We start from the raw sequence: 16154 nt of genomic DNA, 5'->3' as shown, positions 1-16154 counted from the left end.
TTCGGCGCGCTCGCCAGCCAGCGTGGCGCGCTGAAACCTGCTTCAGTTATCTGGAAACAACGATGATCATTGATATTCACGGCCATTACACCACCGCTCCGAAGGCGCTGGAGGCGTGGCGCAACCGTCAGATCGCGGGCATCAACAATCCCGCAGAGCGGCCGAAGGTCGCCGAGTTGCAGATCAGCGATGACGAACTGCGCGAATCGATCGAGAGCAACCAGTTGCGGCTGATGCGCGAGCGCGGTCTCGATCTGACGATCTTCAGTCCTCGTGCAAGCTTCATGGCGCATCACATTGGCGACTTCGAAGTTTCCAGCACCTGGGCGGCGATCTGCAATGAGCTGTGCTATCGCGTGAGCCAGCTGTTTCCCGATCATTTCATTCCCGCGGCCATGTTGCCGCAAAGCCCGGGTGTCGACATCGCCACCTGCGTCCCCGAACTCGTCAAGTGCGTGGAGCAATACGGCAACGTTGCGATCAATCTGAATCCGGATCCGTCCGGTGGTCACTGGACCAGTCCGCCGCTGTCTGACCGCTCGTGGTATCCGATCTACGAGAAGATGGTGGAGTACGACATCCCCGCGATGATCCATGTGAGCACGAGCTGCAACGCGTGTTTTCACACCACCGGCGCGCACTACCTGAACGCGGATACCACTGCCTTCATGCAGTGCCTCACATCGGATCTGTTCCGCGATTTTCCCACGCTACGCTTTGTGATTCCGCACGGCGGCGGTGCCGTGCCTTACCACTGGGGCCGCTTTCGCGGACTGGCGCAGGAACTGAAGAAGCCATTGCTCAAAGACCATCTGCTCAACAACGTGTTCTTCGACACCTGCGTGTATCACCAGCCTGGCATCGACCTGCTTACGCGTGTGATCCCGGTGGAGAACATTCTGTTTGCGAGCGAGATGATCGGCGCCGTGCGCGGAATCGACCCGGAAACAGGCCACTATTTCGACGATACGAAGCGTTATGTCGAAGCCGCGCACATGAATGCGGACGAGCGCTACAAGATCTACGAGGGTAACGCGCGCCGTGTCTATCCGCGCCTCGATGCAGCATTGAAATCCCGAGAACGTTAAAGGAAGGAAGATCGGTCATGTATGAACTGGGAGTCGTATATCGCAACATTCAACGCGCAGATCGTGACGTGTCGGCCAGGCTGGGCGCGCTCGGCTCTGCAACCGTGCACGAGGCGATGGGCCGCACCGGCCTGATGAAACCGTACATGCGGCCGATCTATAGCGGCGCAAGCGTAGGCGGCGCGGCCGTGACGGTGCTGCTGCAGCCAGGCGACAACTGGATGCTCCATGTGGCGGCGGAGCAGATCCAGCCGGGCGACATCGTCGTTGCGGGTGTCACGGCGGATTGCACCGACGGCTATTTCGGCGATCTGCTGGCGACCAGCTTCAAAGCCCGCGGCGCCGTTGGACTGATTATCGATGCAGGTGTGCGCGACGTGAGCGTGCTCGCTGAGATGAAGTTTCCAGTGTGGAGCAAAGCGATCTCCGCCAAAGGGACAGTCAAGGCGACGCTGGGCTCCGTGAACGTGCCGGTGGTATGCGCAGGCGCACTGGTGAATCCCGGCGATGCCGTGGTGGCGGACGAGGACGGCATCGTTGTGGTGCCTGCTGCCTCAGCGGCCAAGGTCCTGGAGAAAGCGGCTGCGCGTGAAGCTTTCGAAGGCGAGAAACGAGCCAGGCTTGCCTCCGGTGTGCTGGGTCTGGACATGTACAACATGCGCGAACCGCTGCAGAAGGCAGGTTTGCGATATATCGATTGAACAGGACGGCAATCGAGGCCATGCACGAAATCGAAACCATGAATCAGGCGATCACGGGTGTCTCTTCAATGGCCACCCGTGATGTGCTGGCCGAATTGAGCGCTGCCTATGAGCGGCGTTCCGGACGGAGCGTGCTGATTGAATCGAAGGGGGGTGTTGTTGCGGCCCGTCTCGTTCAGGATGCCGAACCGTTTGACATTGTGGTGCTGGCGGCTGACGTGATCGAGCGGCTGGCAGAAGCGGGCCATGTTGTGCCGGGCAGCAGGGTCGACCTTGCGTGTTCGGGCGTCGCGGTAGCGGTGGCTGCAGGTGCGCCGCGGCCCGATATCAGCACTGAAACTGCGACTCGCGAAGCCATTCTCGCCGCGCGCAGCATCGGTTATTCCACGGGGCCTAGCGGCAAGAAACTGGTTCGTCTGTTCGAACACTGGGGCATTGTCGAGACCATCGCGCCGCGTATGGTGCAGGCGCCGACTGGCGTACCAGTCGGCACGCTTGTCGCACGAGGCCAGGTCGAGCTGGGGTTTCAGCAATGGAGCGAGATGATGCATGTGCCAGGCATCGATGTCATTGGCGCGCTGCCGGCTGAAATCCAGATCATCACGGTATTCTCGGCCGCTATCTGCGCTGTGTCCGAGCAGCGCGAAGCAGCTCAGGCGCTGCTGTCGTTTCTGGCGTCGCCCGAGGCTGCTTCGGCCAAGCTGGCTCATGGGATGGAGCCGGCCTGATAAGCCGGCCTGATGTGCGAGCCCGTCTAGCGGGCCTATGTAAGTCAACAGGCCAGCGGTTTACGCTGGCCTGCTTCAAACGTTTCCATTTCTACTGAGTCATCGACACGCAGCCTGGATCATCCTCGCGGATAACCGGGCTGCGATGCATCGTCAGAACATGTGGCGAATGCCGATCTGTGCGCCGGTTTCGCTCTGACCTGCGCCTGGCGTCAGGAACGATCCTGTTGTGATGCTGGCGCCAGTCATCTTGTACGCGGCCGTGTTGGAATTGTTCAACCTCGATACCACTGCGTACAGTCGGGTCGCCTTGGAGAGGTCGTAGTTGACGATGGCGCTGAACTCGCGCGCCGTGTTGTCGAGCGACGAACTATCCGTGATGAACGCGTATCCAGCCCCTATGCTAAAGAACGGATTGATGTGGTAATCGGCTGAGAACGAGTAGGTATTGTGGTAATTGCCTGCCACGTTGCCGACCACGCCTGTCGCCGGATTGTATTTCCCGGCGGGATTGGCCAGCGCATTTCCGGTTGTTGAGGAGATGATGTCATTGGCTCTGAAGAAGCCGAAATAGATCTTTCCCCAACCGTAGTCGTAGTTGGCGCCCGCCATGGCTTCCTGAACACGCACACTGTTCGTTGGGTTGGCTGCATTCAGGTAAGCCAACGCAAGGTAGACCGGACCAACGTTCGACTGGACGGCGGCCTGATAGACGGCATTACCCGCCGTGTCACCCGCTTCCCCGCCCACCGAATAGTGAAGTTCGACCTGGGTGCCGTAGAACTTCGGTGAGATATACGCAATATCGTTATCGACGCGAGCCTGCCAGTTGGCAAAGTTGTTGAAGCCAGACCCGTAGGTCGCCGCGCTAAACGCGTCCAGATTGCCGCTCCAGGCGAACATCGGCGTGTTTTGACGGCCGAGTCTCACGTCACCGTAAGGCGACGCGATACCCACCCATGCCTGCCGGTCGAAGAACCGATAGGCGTTCTGCATGGAGCCCGTGCCTGGATCGAAGCCGTTCTCGAGGTCGAATATCGCGCGGTAGCCGCCGCCAAGATCCTCGCTTCCGCGTAGGCCCCAACGGCTCGTGAGTTCTCCGTTGTTGCCGAGCGCAACCAGAGACTGGTTCTTCCCGCCGGTTTTGCTGGACTGGTATCCAACAAACTCGTCGAGTACCCCGTACAACGTGACCGATGATTGTGCCTGCGCGTGTTCCGCAGAGATGATCCCCAGCACCAATATAATAAGGACTGCTATTTTACGTGGATTCATTTTTTTGCCTTACTCCTCTTGCCTTTATCGCTCTAGACTGGATTCGTCGAACTACGCACCCGGATGCGATGCCAGCAGTCTCTTCACGGTCAGCGCGAGCGGCACCGTGAAGCAGAAGTGCGACATGAAGCCACCAATGATGACGGCGGGGTCGTAGTAATTCGGGTGATTGTCCGAAGCGATCGAGATGGCCACGTGCATCGCGATCCACGCAATGATGGCGTAGAACAGCGCGATGAAAGTCGCTTCGTACCCGCGGCGACGGAAATACGGCCAGATGAGAGCAAACAGGACACCCCAGCCGATCGCGAAGGAGAAGTGAATCAAGGTGCCCAGAAGATACGCCCAGATGCCAAGCGCTTCCTGCACGGCCTTACCGAACACGAGACCCGTCGCGTTGCGCGGAATGCCCGCCAGCGGCATCAGGTGTTGCACTCCAACCCAGATCAGTGCTTCGTAAATCCAGATGCATACCGCACCGGTCAGGCCGCCAATCGCGCCGGCACGAAATATGGTTTTCAGATCCTGCTTGTCCGAGTTCAAAGCCGAACCCTTGTTGACGTCGTTACCGCTCATGCTGAAGTTACCGCTCATGTCTACTCTCCTCGAGAAAGCCCCGTATAAAACGTCATGGTGCGAATGATCCGCGCCACTTCGCGTGCTGAGCTACGTGTACCCGGCTCATGCAAAATCGAATACGCTGCGGTGGCCGGGCGGCCATAACAACGTGATCCGTTGGGACACGAAGATATAGAAAGTAGGGATCGTGCTGAAAGTTGGGGTTAACCATTCGCGATTCGTATAAATTGCGGATCCAGCACCATTTTGCGTTTGCGGTGAGGCGGCGTAAGCTTCTGAAATCCGTACTGTGTAAGGAACTGTTGGTATCCCGAAGCTTTGGCGGATACGCTTGCAGGCAACGGTGATATCCGCAGGGTCATAAAGAAATCAGATGGGAAAAGAATGAAGTCGCAATCTCGTCTGTGCACGCAATACAACAGTGGCAGGGGTGTAAGGAATGCCTGAATCAACGGAGGGAAATCCTTTCTGCGTCCGCCTGGGACTCGCTCTCGTCGCGGGGGCTTTCGAAGCATCCCGCTTCAATCTTTGACCGATAACCGACGATCACCGTGAGCAACAACGAACTTCTCAATCTGGCCCATCTGCGAGCGTTCAAACTTGTTGCCGACACAGGCAGCGCGACACGCGCTGCCGCCGAGCTCTTTCGCGCGCAGTCGGCCGTGACCCGGTCGGTGCAGGAACTCGAATCGGCGCTCGAGGAACCGCTCTTCGAGCGCAAGCCGTCCGGCATGTTGCCCACGCCGACAGGGCGCGCCGTGCTAAAGCGGTGTGAGCGGATCTTTGCCGAAATCGGCGGGCTGGCGCTGTGGTGCGCGCTCAGACAGGCTCGCCGGCGAGTGCCTGCCGAAGGCACGCTGCCGGCCTACCTGCTCAACACGCGGCGCCTGCAGATTTTCCGGGCACTGGCGCGTCATCGTCACATGCCCACCGCCGCGAGCGCTTTCGGCATCAGCCAGCCGGCTGTCAGTAGTGCTATCCGGGTTCTCGAAAGCGGCTCGGGTTTGCGGCTGTTCCATCGCGGCCCGCGAGGCATCCTGCTGACCACCGAGGGCGAGACCTTCCTGTTGTACGTGGGACGCGCGTTGAACGAACTGCGCCACATACCAGATGACATTGCTGCGCTGCACGGCAACATTCAGGGTGCCGTGACGGTCGGCGCGTTGCCGCTTGGCCGCACGCTGATTCTTCCCAATGCGATTGCCCGTCTGAGTGCGCAACATCCGGGGGTGCGGGTCATAACGGACGAGAGTGCCTATGAAACGCTGGTGGCCGGCCTGCGGGCGGGCGACATCGATTTCATTCTTGGTGCGCTGCGGGACAATGAGCCCACCAGCGGTCTGCAGAATGAGAGGTTGGTGACCGAAGACATGGTTGTGCTGGCCCGCCGGGATCATCCCCTTGCATATGTGCGCGGTCTGACCATGGCGGACTTGCGCCAGGTCCAGTGGATTGTGCCGCGCATCCATGCTCCGGCCCGCGGGCTGTTTGAATCGCAGTTTCGCCGGTTGAAGCTGAAGCCGCCCATGCCCACGGTCGAAACGGCCGACCTGGCTGTGATTCGCGGACTGCTGCTGCACACCGACATGGTGACGGCGCTCTCGGCGCAGCAGTTGCATTACGAGTGCGAGTCGGGCCAACTCGTCGTGCTGGACGTGCCGTTACATAACACGCAGCGCGATATCGGCTTGACGGTGCGGGCAGAAGGGACGCCGTCGCCCGCGGCGCGTGCCTTGATCGATGCGATCCGCCTGTCTGTAGGTGCCCTCAAGCGGCCGGGGTTTCGAGCGCCAGTGGCATCAAACGAGGGCGCCACATCCTTGACGTGAGCCGGCGGCAACGCCAACACCGGTATTCCCGGTACTAGTATGAGTAATGGACTGGATGTCTACCCGGAGACGCCGTAGGATCGCAAGCTGTCGCCCCTGAAACCGTTTCGTGGGGTAAAGCAGCGGCAATACTCAACGGAACGCCAATAGGATCCGTTGAATGACGGCCACGTCTTCCCCGGATCGAATCATGGCGAACCCGCCCGCTAGCGTCTCGCAGCCTCCAATGCCGCCCGCCCAGGACGGCGCCGTCCATTGGCGCCGTAACCTCATTGTCTGCGTCTTCGGCTCGTTCACCACCATTGTGGCGATGACCCTGCTGCTGCCGTTCCTGCCGCTTTATGTCGAAGAAATGGGCGTCAAGAGCCATGCGGCGATTGTGCAATGGTCCGGTGTCGCATATGGCGCGACCTTCCTGTCCGCCGCGTTAACCGCTCCTTTGTGGGGGCGGCTCGGCGATCGTTACGGCCGCAAGCTGATGCTGATTCGCGCCAGCCTGGGTATGGCGGTTGCCATGTCGCTGATCGGTATGGCGCACAACGTCTGGCAACTGGTGGCGTTGCGACTGCTGGCAGGACTTCTTGGCGGCTACGCGTCGGGGTCCACCGTTCTGGTCGCCACCCAGACGCCAAAAAGTCGCTGCGGCTGGGCGCTTGGTGTGTTGTCGTCGGGGATCATGGCCGGCAATCTTGCGGGTCCTTTGATTGGCGGCTCGTTACCTCCGCTGATCGGTGTGCGCGCAACCTTTTTTGCCGCCGGGGCACTCATTTTTGTCGCGTTTCTCGCTACGGCGTTTCTTCTCAAGGAAGACCCGCGACTTGCGCCGAAGAAGACCGAGAAGCAGCAGGTCGACTGGCAGGCCATCCCGGACCGACGCCCCGTCGTCGCGATGCTCGTCACCGGTGCGTTGCTGATGGTGGCGAACATGTCGATCGAGCCCATTATCACGGTGTTCGTCGCACAGATCGTCGAGGTGCGCCAGGTGACCTTTGTGGCGGGACTGGTGATGTCCGCCGCGGCCCTGGGAAGCATACTTTCCGCGTCTCGCCTGGGACGGTTGGCCGATCGGATCGGACACTGGAATGTGATCGTCGGCTGTCTGGCGGTCGCAGCAGTGCTTCTGATTCCTCAGGCGTTCGTGATCGCGGGGTGGCAACTCGTGGTGCTGAGATTTCTGATGGGAACGGCGCTCGGTGGTCTCTTGCCGTGCGTGGCCAGTGTCATCAGACACAACGTGCCACAGACGGTTGCAGGAAGAATGCTGGGCTATTCGACGTCCGCCCAGTACACCGGGCAGGTGCTTGGACCTTTGTTAGGCGGGTTCGTTGGAGGACACTTCGGAATGCGCGCGGTGTTTCTCGGAACTTCGGTGCTGATGGCCATCGGCGCGATCTACAACCATATCAACAGGACCGCGCCGAGCCGCAAGACCGTCCCGGTTCAGTGAGGGCATTTACTGCCCGCACTGAACGTCCTTTCTTTGCACCACGATAATCGCCGGATAGGTGCCCTGATCGAGTTCCACGCGCGCGGTCACGGTGATCGTCGCGCCGTCACTGTCGTCGTACACACTCATCTGTTCATGCTTAAGGTTGGTGACGCCGGTGCAGTCAAATGCACGGCCCTCGTCGGAGATCTTGCATTGGATCTGGTGGTCCGCGAAGTAGCGATATCTGTCTCTGTCCGGGAGCGCGAGGTATTCGCGGAAGCTCTGTGCCGCGCCACCCACACCGGTGACATACCCTGAATCGCAATGTTGTTTGGGCGCATCGCCACCCCCGGATGTTTGGGCTATCGCAACGGTGCTTGTGGTCGCGATGACCAGCGCGAGTGTCGATGCAAAGAGATGTTTCATGGCGCGAATCACGATTGTCGGATCGAAGTGAGGGATTGTAACGGCTAACCGTCTAACCCCGCGCGTCGCTAACCACCGCCAGATGCATCTCATGCCGGTCAACAAACCCCAGCTTGCGATACAGCGCTATTGCAGACTGGTTCGATGTGAAAACGTGCAGAAACGGTGTCTCGCCGCGTGCGCTGATCGCCGCAATCAGCAGCTTCATCAGATCGCCGGCATAACCGCGGCCCCGAAACGCCGGATCCACGCAAACGGCGCTAATCTCGGTGAAGCCGTCAAGCCTCATGCGTTCGCCGGCCATCGCGGCCAGCTTGCCCTCACTACGAACACCAATGTATTGACCGAGTTCGATGGTGCGTGGGCCAAAGGGACCCGGCTCCGTGGCAGCGGTCAGAGCGAGCATGTCTGGGACATCGGCCCCGGCGAGGCTGACATGCTGCAGTTCGCTCTGTTGACCGAGCTTGCCTTGCCAGATCATCTGAAGCAATGCCGCGCGCCTGATGACAGAGAACCCGGAAGGCAACGCAACCTCATCCGCGGTAACCAGGGCAACCGAATCCTGTGCGTCGATCAGCGAACGCAATGCCTCAAAGGACTCCGGGCTGTGATCGGTCACTGCAGCAAAACGCCCGATATCCGTCGGATACCGCCGTGCGCGAGCATCCCCGATTGCCAGGTGATTCTGCTTGCCAGCGAGCGCGTTCCATATCACCGCGTCGAGAGGATGAGCGCCGTTCGCGTCGCTTCGGGGTTTTGCTTCAGACATCGCTTCTCCTGCGTTAAGTCTGTTAAGGCATCGGCAAAGGGTTGTCGATGATCATCTGGTTGAGGTAGTTCACGACCTCATGCTCATTCGGCCCGGCGCTGTTGCGCAACTGCTGGCCCGCTTCGACGACGACCTCCGTGCTGGCGGTCTCGAGCAACGCCATGGTTTCCGCAATGAAGGGTTCCAGTTGCATCGCGCGCGCGTCGCCGCTCTTGTATATCAGATCGGTGTCGACCCAGGGCGGTGCGATTTCCAGCACCCGCACGCTTGTCTCACGCAACGCAAAACGTTGGGACAGCGAGTATGAATGGATTGCAGCCTTGGTTGCCGAATACAGTGCGGCCATCGACATCGGAATGTACGCTACAACCGAACTGTTGTTAATGATAAATGCTTCCGGCTGCTTCTTCAGATGTTCGATCAATGCACCGCTGATCCGGACGGGGCCCAGCAGATTGGTGTTCACCAAATGGACTGCCTGCGCGTCATCCAGTGGACCGGTCACATCGTCGAACGGCATGATGCCCGCATTGTTGATGAGGACATTGAGCGCCGGGTACTTTTGCTTCAGGCTCTCGGTCACGCTGGCGATTTGCGCCGGACTGCTCACGTCGATCTCCACTGCATCCATGCCGGGGTTGGCCCGCGTCACTTCATCGAGCAAGGCTTTTCGACGGCCGCCGATAATGACCTTGTTGCCCCTGCTATGAAATGCTTCGGCGAGGCCGCGGCCGATGCCTGAGGTTGCGCCGGTAATGAAAATGGTATTCCCGCTGAGCTTCATGATTGGCACTCCTTTAAGATAACTGCATGAGAAGTATGTTTTGACAGACTAAAAAAGCCGCATACCTGGAAAAATTACTGCTCGAACGCGCGGCGATTGGCTTGCACGAATTCACCAACGGTTTGCGGGGCTCGCCCGGTGATCTCACTGATGACGCCGTCCGCTCCGGAGAAAATTCCGTTCTGGTAGTCAACAGCGATCGCGAGAAAATGCTGGATCAGGAATTCCGGCAGACCATATTTCTCCAGATGCTCGCGGTATTGTTCGATGGTCGACGGGCTATAAGTGATCTTGCGGCCCAGGACCTTGCCGATCTCATCGGCAATCTCTTGCTGGTTCAGTTCGACGGGGCCAAGCAACGGATAAGTCTTGCCGATATGGCTAGCCGGTTGTGTAAGCACAGCGGCGATCAGGCGAGCCTGGTCTTCCGCTGCGATTGGCGCATGGCGTCCCGCGCCGTATGGCAGCGTGATCTTGCCTTCCTGCACGATCGAATCGAGCACCCACGGAAAGGTCAGCCATTCGGAGAAGAAGGTCGGGCGAATGTGGACGGTCGGCACACCGGACCAGTCGAGCACACGTTCTGCAATCCAGTGATCGCGTGCGGCATGACTCTTTGAGTCTTCCCGCGCGGAGATCTGCGACATCTCCACGACAACATCAACGCCTGCGCGTCTTGCAGCATCTGCGAAGTACGCGGTGGCCTGGATATAGCCGGGAAGCACGGGATAACAAAGATACGCGCCCGTCACACCGGTCATTGCACGAATGACATCGTCATGCTCGAGAAGATCGCCAACCACGACTTAGGCACCTTCCTCGCGCAACGCCGCACTCCGCGCGTCCTCCTTGTGGACGAACGCGCGAACGGCATGCCCACCTTTGAGAAGATTTCGAACCGTATGGACGCCCGTTTTTCCAGTGGCGCCCGTGATGAGGTATTGATGTTGCTTCATGGTGGATTCTCCAATGTGCACTGTAGGTGTATATGCACACAAAAAGTCAAAGGAAGTGACGGATGCAAAATCACCGGGAATACCTAGATCGCTTCGAGGTGTCGCCTGACGTCCTGCAATACCGACAGTGAAGCGTCGGGGTCTGCAATGATTCGCGACATCGTGATGGCGCCGATCATGGCCGAGAGCGCGAAGACAGCCTCGGACCTTGCCGCTTCCCGCTGCCGGCGCCCGATGCGTTTCGCCAATACTTCGACGAGCTCATCAAACCCGTGTGAGGCCGCGGCGCGGGCCTGTTCGTCGGCGCGTGCCAGTTCACTCCCCAGACCGGCAAGCGGGCAGCCATGTTCCGGCTCGTCGCGATGCGTCGACGAAACATAAGCTTCAACGATAGCCCTGAAACCGTCCTTGCCTTCGCTGCCCTTGGCCGCTTCCTCGAGCTCTCCGATCATGGTGGTCAGTCCCGCTTCGCATGCTTCAGCGACCAGTTGATCTTTCGAGTCGAAGTGCCGGTAGAAGCCGCCATGAGACAGTCCCGCCTCGGACATCAGGTCGGCGACGCCAGTTGCCTGGATGCCGTTGGCCCTGAATTCCCGTGCGGCCACCTCGACGATTCGCTGACGAGTCTCGGCGGTTTCTGCCTTGGATTTCCTCATGATTCGTGGTTCCCGGTGACATCTTGGTTTAGATGATAGTTATCATCTAAAAGAAAGTCAAGCCGTCCACGCAGTGCGATTGCGACGCATGATCGATGCATCAGGCGGCCTCACTGGTACATCCCGTTCGGCAAACGGCCATGGTAGGGCGTGTTGCGGCAATGTCCCCACGGACCGAGCCAGTATCCCGGCGGGCAGGCGTAGTTCGAAACGGGGGCCGCAGGCGCGGCATACACGACCGGGGCGGTCTGGACGATAACGGGAGCCGCATAACGGCATTGACCCCAGGCATTCCTCCATCCTCCCGGTCCGCAGCCTTGTGCTGCTTGTGCGTTGCCGATGGAAAACGCTAGCGCTGTCGTAGCGATAACGAGTGACGCAGTAAGTTTCATGTTCATGATTGGCTCCTGTCGCATGTGTGGGTGAGACGCTCTTGCTGACAGGAGCCATTCTGCGTGGCGAGAATTAGCCAAAAATGAGCGCCTTCGCCGTGGCTGCTTCTTATCGTTTTTGCGTGATTTCTGGATCGCGCATCCAGTGGCGCTCAGTCATGAGCCGAGGCGATGTACACGCGCAGCAGCTTGCGAATTTCCGAGAGGATTTGCGTCCGTGTGGCGGGCGCTTCTGTTTCGGCTCGTGTCACGGCTTTGAGCGTATGCAAGACGACAATAGCCATGGTTCTCGACCGGGCGGTTCCCAGGTCGGGAATCGCTCTGCGAAGTATCTTTGCAATGTGGCTACGCATGGCATCTCTGAACTCGACGCGTTTCTCGTCTCGGCCGCCGCGCTCCTCGAGCAGTGAAATCGCGAAGCTGTGCTGTGGGCGCACTGATAGCGAGAAATCCATCAGTGCATCGGCCACTTCGTCAGGCGACATGCCCGACACGTTCGTTTCGAGTGCCGTCAACTCCGTCGCGACAAGTTGGGCGTACTGCAGGAGCAGTGCGTCTGCTAGCGCCTCTTTGGATGGAAAGAACCGGTAAAGCGAGCCAATCGCCGTCCCCGACTGCGCTGCAATCTCGGTCATCGTCGCCGCGTCAAAGCCCTTTTCCTTAAACAGCCTGACGCCCGCCTCGATGATGGCCGCGACGCGATCGCGGCCTCGCTGTCTCTTTGGTTCTTGCGCGACGGTAGGACGGGTGGATGGCATGGGAACGAGGTTCTCGCTGAAGATAGTTGAGGTTTTGAGAGCGAATCCTCTCATATTTCCCCGGCCGTTGTAACGAAGCAATAGCGCAAGAAAGACGGCTTCTCTTCCCAGGGCCTCAAATTACTTATGCGAGGCTTGCCTCTAGTATCTCATTTATGAGAGGATGCCCTCGCAAATCCAGACAACTCTCAGGTTACCGCCATGTACTACATCGCAATGTTCTTTTCCGGACTATTCATCTGCAATTCCTTGCCGCATCTCGCGAGCGGCTTGAGGGGAGAGGCATTTCCCACTCCCTTCGCAACGCCAAGAGGAGTAGGGCGCTCGTCACCGCTTGTGAATGTCCTCTGGGGGTGTGCCAACCTTCTGGTTGGAGGCTTTCTTCTTGCGCGCCATGGAATCCCCGCCGCGACTGACCCCGCGCTCGTCGCAGGATGTCTTGGTTTCGTCGTGATGGGCGTTATTTCGGCGATCCACTTCGGCAAAGCCCGCAAGACATGGGAGTAGGCATTCGGCATGAAGCCGACGCGCACGCTCGCCAAAGCGAATGCCCGCGTCGAAGCCTTCCTCGGGGGCATGGCCTGTTCTACAAAGCGCCAACAAAAAAGCCGAGGCATCACTGCCTCGGCTCCTCATCCATCCCCGCAACTAATGGACGCTACCCGTCCTCAATGCTTGAGACAGGTGTCGGCGTTCTTCCAGGTGCATGTGTCGAGACCCGTATGGATGACCGGCGGCACCGTCTTGCCTTCCGCGAGATCACGCATGACCATGGCTGACCGGTAGCCCATTTCCTCCGGCCGCTGGCCGACGAGCACGTTGACCTTGTGATCCTTGAGCGCCTGGATCTCCGGTCCGAGCGTATCCGCCGAGACGATCACGAACTTGCCGCTATTGATCTTGTCCATGATCGGCTGAATGACCTGCGAATAGGCCTGCGGTGCAAACAGCGGCCAACCGCCCTCGAGCACGAAGGCATCGAGGCCGGTCGCGTTGGCCGTCAGCGTGTCCTGCATCATCTGGTTCGCCTTGGCGGCATCGTCATTCACGTAAAGCGGACAGGCGCTGATTTCCTTCCAGCCGTTTTCTCCCGCCAGCTTCTGGACGCCCTTCTTGCCGGCGAGTGTGTCACGCGTACCTGCTGCGCGCTGGTTGATGTTCTCGGCCGCGGGGTTCCCCATGACGAGGCAGATATTGCCACCCTTGGGCATCAGCAGCTTCAACTGCTCGCCGAGCTTGACGCCCAGTTCGTAGTTGTCGGTGCCGACATAAGTCTTGCGCAGTGACGCATCCTTCGGCAACAGATCGGCATCCGCGGTGATGACTGGGATCGTTACATTGCGGCGGCGCAATTCTTCGGCCACGGCCGGCGCGTTCGCGGGCGAAACCGCGATGGCGGAAACGCCCTTGGTCAGCAGGTCGTCGATGATCTGCACTTCAGCGCTTTCGTCGGCGGCGGTCGCGGGACCGGTGTAGTAGCAGGTGTAGCCCTGTTTGCCGAGCTCCTTGTTCGCCCGGTCGCATCCCTGATGCATCAGGTCGAAGTAGGGGTTGTCGAGCCCCTTCACGACCAGCGCCAGGGTTTTATCGGCTGCGGACGCGGAAGTGCCCAGTACAGCGAGCCCTCCGATCGCAGCAAGACACATCAACATTTTCTTCATTGTCGCCTCCTGTGTCGGCCGGAGTGAGCGCTTTGGCGCCTCGTCCGGTCCCATACAAAGTAATAGGCGCCGGCTCTGCGGTGCCTATGTCTGCTCGCACGATTGTCGTAATAATCGCAAGGCAAGTCCGTCTCCGGACCTTAACCTTCTTGCGGAACATGGCGTTTCTTGTGAGCCCCTGCGTCCGGCAGTTCCGCGTCTCGCCCGGTCGCACCCCAGGCACCGGTCGCAATCGCGGCCAGTGCGTCCGAAGACATGTCAATCTCCCTGCCGCTCGCCACCCAGCCGGTTGAACAGCACGGCGACGATGATGAACGCACCCACGACCGTCCCCTGCCAGAACGAGTCCACGCCGAGCAGGATCAGGCTGTTGCGGATCACCTCGATGAGTGCGGCGCCGACCACGGTCCCAAACGCGCTGCCGATCCCGCCCATCAGATTGGTGCCGCCGATCACGGTCGCGGCGATCACGCGCAATTCGTCGCCGGTGCCGAGGCCCGTGGTCACCGCGCCGAGCCAGCCGACTTCGAGAATGGCCGCGACGCCCGCCATGAGCCCGGCGAGCAGATAGACTGAGCAGATGATGCGACGCACCGGCACGCCCGTGAGATTGGCTGCATGGCGGTTGCCGCCGACCGCGAACACGTAGCGGCCCCAGCGCGTAAACGCGAAGGCGAACCAGAACAGCACGGCGAGGACCAGCAGGAACCACACAGGATTGGCGAGGCCGAGGGTCTTGCCGCCGCCGAGTGCGAGCAGCTTGGCGCCGTCGGGACCGAAATCGAAAATGGTCCGGCTGCCGGAGAACACCAGCGCGAGGCTGCGGCCGACGCTCAGCATGCCGAGCGTCACGACAAACGGCTGCATGTCGAGATAGGCGATCAGGAAACCGTTCACGAGGCCGACGACTCCGCCGGTCAGAAGACCCATGCCGATGCCCGCCCAGATCGGATAGCCGGCATTCATGACCACCGAGAGCACGATGCCGGACAGACCGATCGTCGAGCCGACCGAAATGTCGATGCCGCCCGTGACGATCACGGCCATCATGCCGAGCGCGACGATGGCAACGAAGGCAAAATTGCGCGTGACGTTGAAAAGATTCTGCGGCGTTGCAAAGGTGGAGGTGACGAACGAGAGCACGACGCAGGCGACGATCGTGGCCGCGACCACCCAGAACACCTGGCTTGCGAGCAGCCCCGACCAGCGGGTATGTGTCCGCGCGGCTTGCGGATTATCGAGCAATGCCGAGAGGGGGGTGGGCTGTTCCTGCGGATCGTTCAATTTCGGGACTCCTGTTCGAGTCAGATTCAGGCGGTGGCAATCGCTCCGGTGATAAGGCCGGTGACTTCTTCCGGAGACGACGCTTCGATGTTCTTGTCCGCGACCTTATGCCCGCGCCGCATGACGACCACGCGCTGGGCGACGGTGAAAACATCGGGCATGCGGTGGCTGATGAGAATGACAGCAATGCCATGTTCGGAGAGGCGCTTGATGAGATCGAGCACCTCCGCTACCTGCCGCACGCTAATGGCTGCCGTCGGTTCGTCCATGATGACGAGCCGCGCTTCGGAGAGGCGCGTGCGGGCAATCGCCACGGCCTGTCGCTGGCCGCCCGACATCTGCCGGACCAGATCGAGCGGACGTGTCTCCGATTTCAGTTCTTTGAAGAGTTCGCCGGCGCGCCGGTACATGGCTGCGTGATCGAGAATGCGGATGGGTCCGAAGCCGATGCGCGGCTCGCGTCCAAGGAAGACATTGGCTGCCGCCGTCAGGTTATTGCAGAGCGCAAGGTCCTGATAGACGACTTCGATCCCTTGACCACGGGCGTCAACCGGACGGTTGAAATGCACCGCCTTGCCGTCGATGAGAATCTCGCCGTGCGATGGCGGAAAGTTACCGGCAATGACCTTCACCAGGGTCGATTTGCCGGCGCCGTTGTCCCCCATGAGACCGACTACCTCGCCGGCCTCCAGACTGAACGTCACTTCGTTCAGGGCGCGAATGGCGCCGAAATGTTTGGATACGTCTCTGAGCTCCAACAGACTCATGGATTATCGTTCTCGCTCCAGTGGAGCCGCCCGTTTCTTCGGCAGGGCGACCGGAAGATACGCTGACCAGCA

Annotated in this window: 17 protein-coding genes and 1 pseudogene; 6 read left to right on the top strand and 12 right to left on the bottom strand. The window is 59.9% G+C overall.

Annotated elements, in window-relative coordinates; translation table 11 throughout:
* The first annotated feature begins 62 nt into the window (after positions 1-62).
* The 3 genes from P3T20_RS06360 to P3T20_RS06350 are packed head-to-tail and all read left to right on the top strand — an operon-like array spanning position 63 to position 2517.
* On the top strand, positions 63-1088 hold the full coding sequence (locus P3T20_RS06360) for an amidohydrolase family protein (RefSeq protein WP_429286420.1): 1026 nt from the start codon (positions 63-65) through the stop codon (positions 1086-1088).
* A gap of 17 nt (positions 1089-1105) precedes the next feature.
* Positions 1106-1789: a 4-carboxy-4-hydroxy-2-oxoadipate aldolase/oxaloacetate decarboxylase gene (gene ligK, locus P3T20_RS06355; RefSeq protein ID WP_429286419.1), complete on the top strand. Its 684-nt coding sequence runs from the start codon at positions 1106-1108 to the stop codon at positions 1787-1789.
* Between the two features lie 20 nt (positions 1790-1809).
* Positions 1810-2517, top strand: coding sequence for a substrate-binding domain-containing protein (locus P3T20_RS06350; protein WP_429286418.1), 708 nt, complete (start codon positions 1810-1812; stop codon positions 2515-2517).
* 153 nt (positions 2518-2670) lie between these two features.
* Here P3T20_RS06350 and P3T20_RS06345 read toward each other — a convergent pair whose 3' ends face one another.
* Together P3T20_RS06345 and P3T20_RS06340 are read right to left on the bottom strand one after the other, a co-directional pair.
* Positions 2671-3792, bottom strand: coding sequence for a porin (locus P3T20_RS06345; protein WP_429286417.1), 1122 nt, complete (start codon positions 3790-3792; stop codon positions 2671-2673).
* A gap of 51 nt (positions 3793-3843) precedes the next feature.
* Positions 3844-4386 carry a hypothetical protein gene (locus P3T20_RS06340; RefSeq protein WP_429286416.1) on the bottom strand — a complete coding sequence of 181 codons (543 nt, stop codon included), beginning with the start codon at positions 4384-4386 and terminating at the stop codon, positions 3844-3846.
* Between the two features lie 536 nt (positions 4387-4922).
* On the opposite strand from P3T20_RS06340, the gene P3T20_RS06335 reads away from it, so the two are divergent.
* Positions 4923-6200, top strand: coding sequence for a LysR family transcriptional regulator (locus P3T20_RS06335; protein WP_429286415.1), 1278 nt, complete (start codon positions 4923-4925; stop codon positions 6198-6200).
* A 190-nt stretch (positions 6201-6390) separates the two neighbouring features.
* Positions 6391-7647, top strand: a complete 1257-nt coding sequence (locus P3T20_RS06330) for an MFS transporter (protein ID WP_429286414.1) — start codon at positions 6391-6393, stop codon at positions 7645-7647.
* 6 nt (positions 7648-7653) lie between these two features.
* Here P3T20_RS06330 and P3T20_RS06325 read toward each other — a convergent pair whose 3' ends face one another.
* The 7 genes and pseudogenes from P3T20_RS06325 to P3T20_RS06295 all read right to left on the bottom strand — a co-directional run bounded on the left by P3T20_RS06325 (position 7654) and on the right by P3T20_RS06295 (position 12451).
* Complete coding sequence (locus P3T20_RS06325; protein ID WP_429286413.1) at positions 7654-8055, bottom strand: hypothetical protein; 402 nt, start codon at positions 8053-8055, stop codon at positions 7654-7656.
* Between the two features lie 52 nt (positions 8056-8107).
* A complete protein-coding gene (locus P3T20_RS06320; protein ID WP_429286412.1) occupies positions 8108-8824 on the bottom strand; it encodes a GNAT family N-acetyltransferase in 717 nt (238 codons plus the stop codon).
* Positions 8825-8846: 22 nt separating this feature from the next.
* The gene (locus P3T20_RS06315; protein WP_429286411.1) at positions 8847-9608 is read right to left on the bottom strand and encodes an SDR family oxidoreductase; all 762 of its coding nucleotides are present in this window, start codon (positions 9606-9608) and stop codon (positions 8847-8849) included.
* 74 nt (positions 9609-9682) lie between these two features.
* Positions 9683-10564, bottom strand: a pseudogene (locus tag P3T20_RS06310) (NmrA family NAD(P)-binding protein).
* Positions 10565-10647: 83 nt separating this feature from the next.
* The gene (locus P3T20_RS06305; RefSeq protein WP_074265632.1) at positions 10648-11220 is read right to left on the bottom strand and encodes a TetR/AcrR family transcriptional regulator; all 573 of its coding nucleotides are present in this window, start codon (positions 11218-11220) and stop codon (positions 10648-10650) included.
* Between the two features lie 110 nt (positions 11221-11330).
* Complete coding sequence (locus P3T20_RS06300) at positions 11331-11618, bottom strand: GCG_CRPN prefix-to-repeats domain-containing protein (RefSeq protein ID WP_074265631.1); 288 nt, start codon at positions 11616-11618, stop codon at positions 11331-11333.
* 146 nt (positions 11619-11764) lie between these two features.
* Positions 11765-12451 (bottom strand): TetR/AcrR family transcriptional regulator, encoded by a 687-nt coding sequence (locus P3T20_RS06295; RefSeq protein WP_429286410.1) that lies wholly within the window; start codon positions 12449-12451, stop codon positions 11765-11767.
* Positions 12452-12571: 120 nt separating this feature from the next.
* Here P3T20_RS06295 and P3T20_RS06290 point away from each other — a divergent pair, with 120 nt between their 5' ends.
* On the top strand, positions 12572-12877 hold the full coding sequence (locus tag P3T20_RS06290) for a hypothetical protein (protein ID WP_429286409.1): 306 nt from the start codon (positions 12572-12574) through the stop codon (positions 12875-12877).
* 161 nt (positions 12878-13038) lie between these two features.
* Here P3T20_RS06290 and P3T20_RS06285 read toward each other — a convergent pair whose 3' ends face one another.
* The 3 genes from P3T20_RS06285 to P3T20_RS06275 all read right to left on the bottom strand — a co-directional run bounded on the left by P3T20_RS06285 (position 13039) and on the right by P3T20_RS06275 (position 16082).
* Positions 13039-14031 carry a sugar-binding protein gene (locus P3T20_RS06285; protein ID WP_429286408.1) on the bottom strand — a complete coding sequence of 331 codons (993 nt, stop codon included), beginning with the start codon at positions 14029-14031 and terminating at the stop codon, positions 13039-13041.
* A gap of 258 nt (positions 14032-14289) precedes the next feature.
* A complete protein-coding gene (locus P3T20_RS06280) occupies positions 14290-15315 on the bottom strand; it encodes an ABC transporter permease (RefSeq protein ID WP_429286407.1) in 1026 nt (341 codons plus the stop codon).
* A gap of 26 nt (positions 15316-15341) precedes the next feature.
* Complete coding sequence (locus P3T20_RS06275; RefSeq protein WP_122152164.1) at positions 15342-16082, bottom strand: ATP-binding cassette domain-containing protein; 741 nt, start codon at positions 16080-16082, stop codon at positions 15342-15344.
* Positions 16083-16154: the final 72 nt, after the last annotated feature.

Source organism: Paraburkholderia sp. GAS206C, from assembly GCF_050435645.1.
In the GTDB taxonomy this organism is placed as follows: domain Bacteria; phylum Pseudomonadota; class Gammaproteobacteria; order Burkholderiales; family Burkholderiaceae; genus Paraburkholderia; species Paraburkholderia phenazinium_B.
Note: the sequence above shows the minus strand (reverse complement) of the source record. Positions and strands in the feature narration are given on the sequence as shown.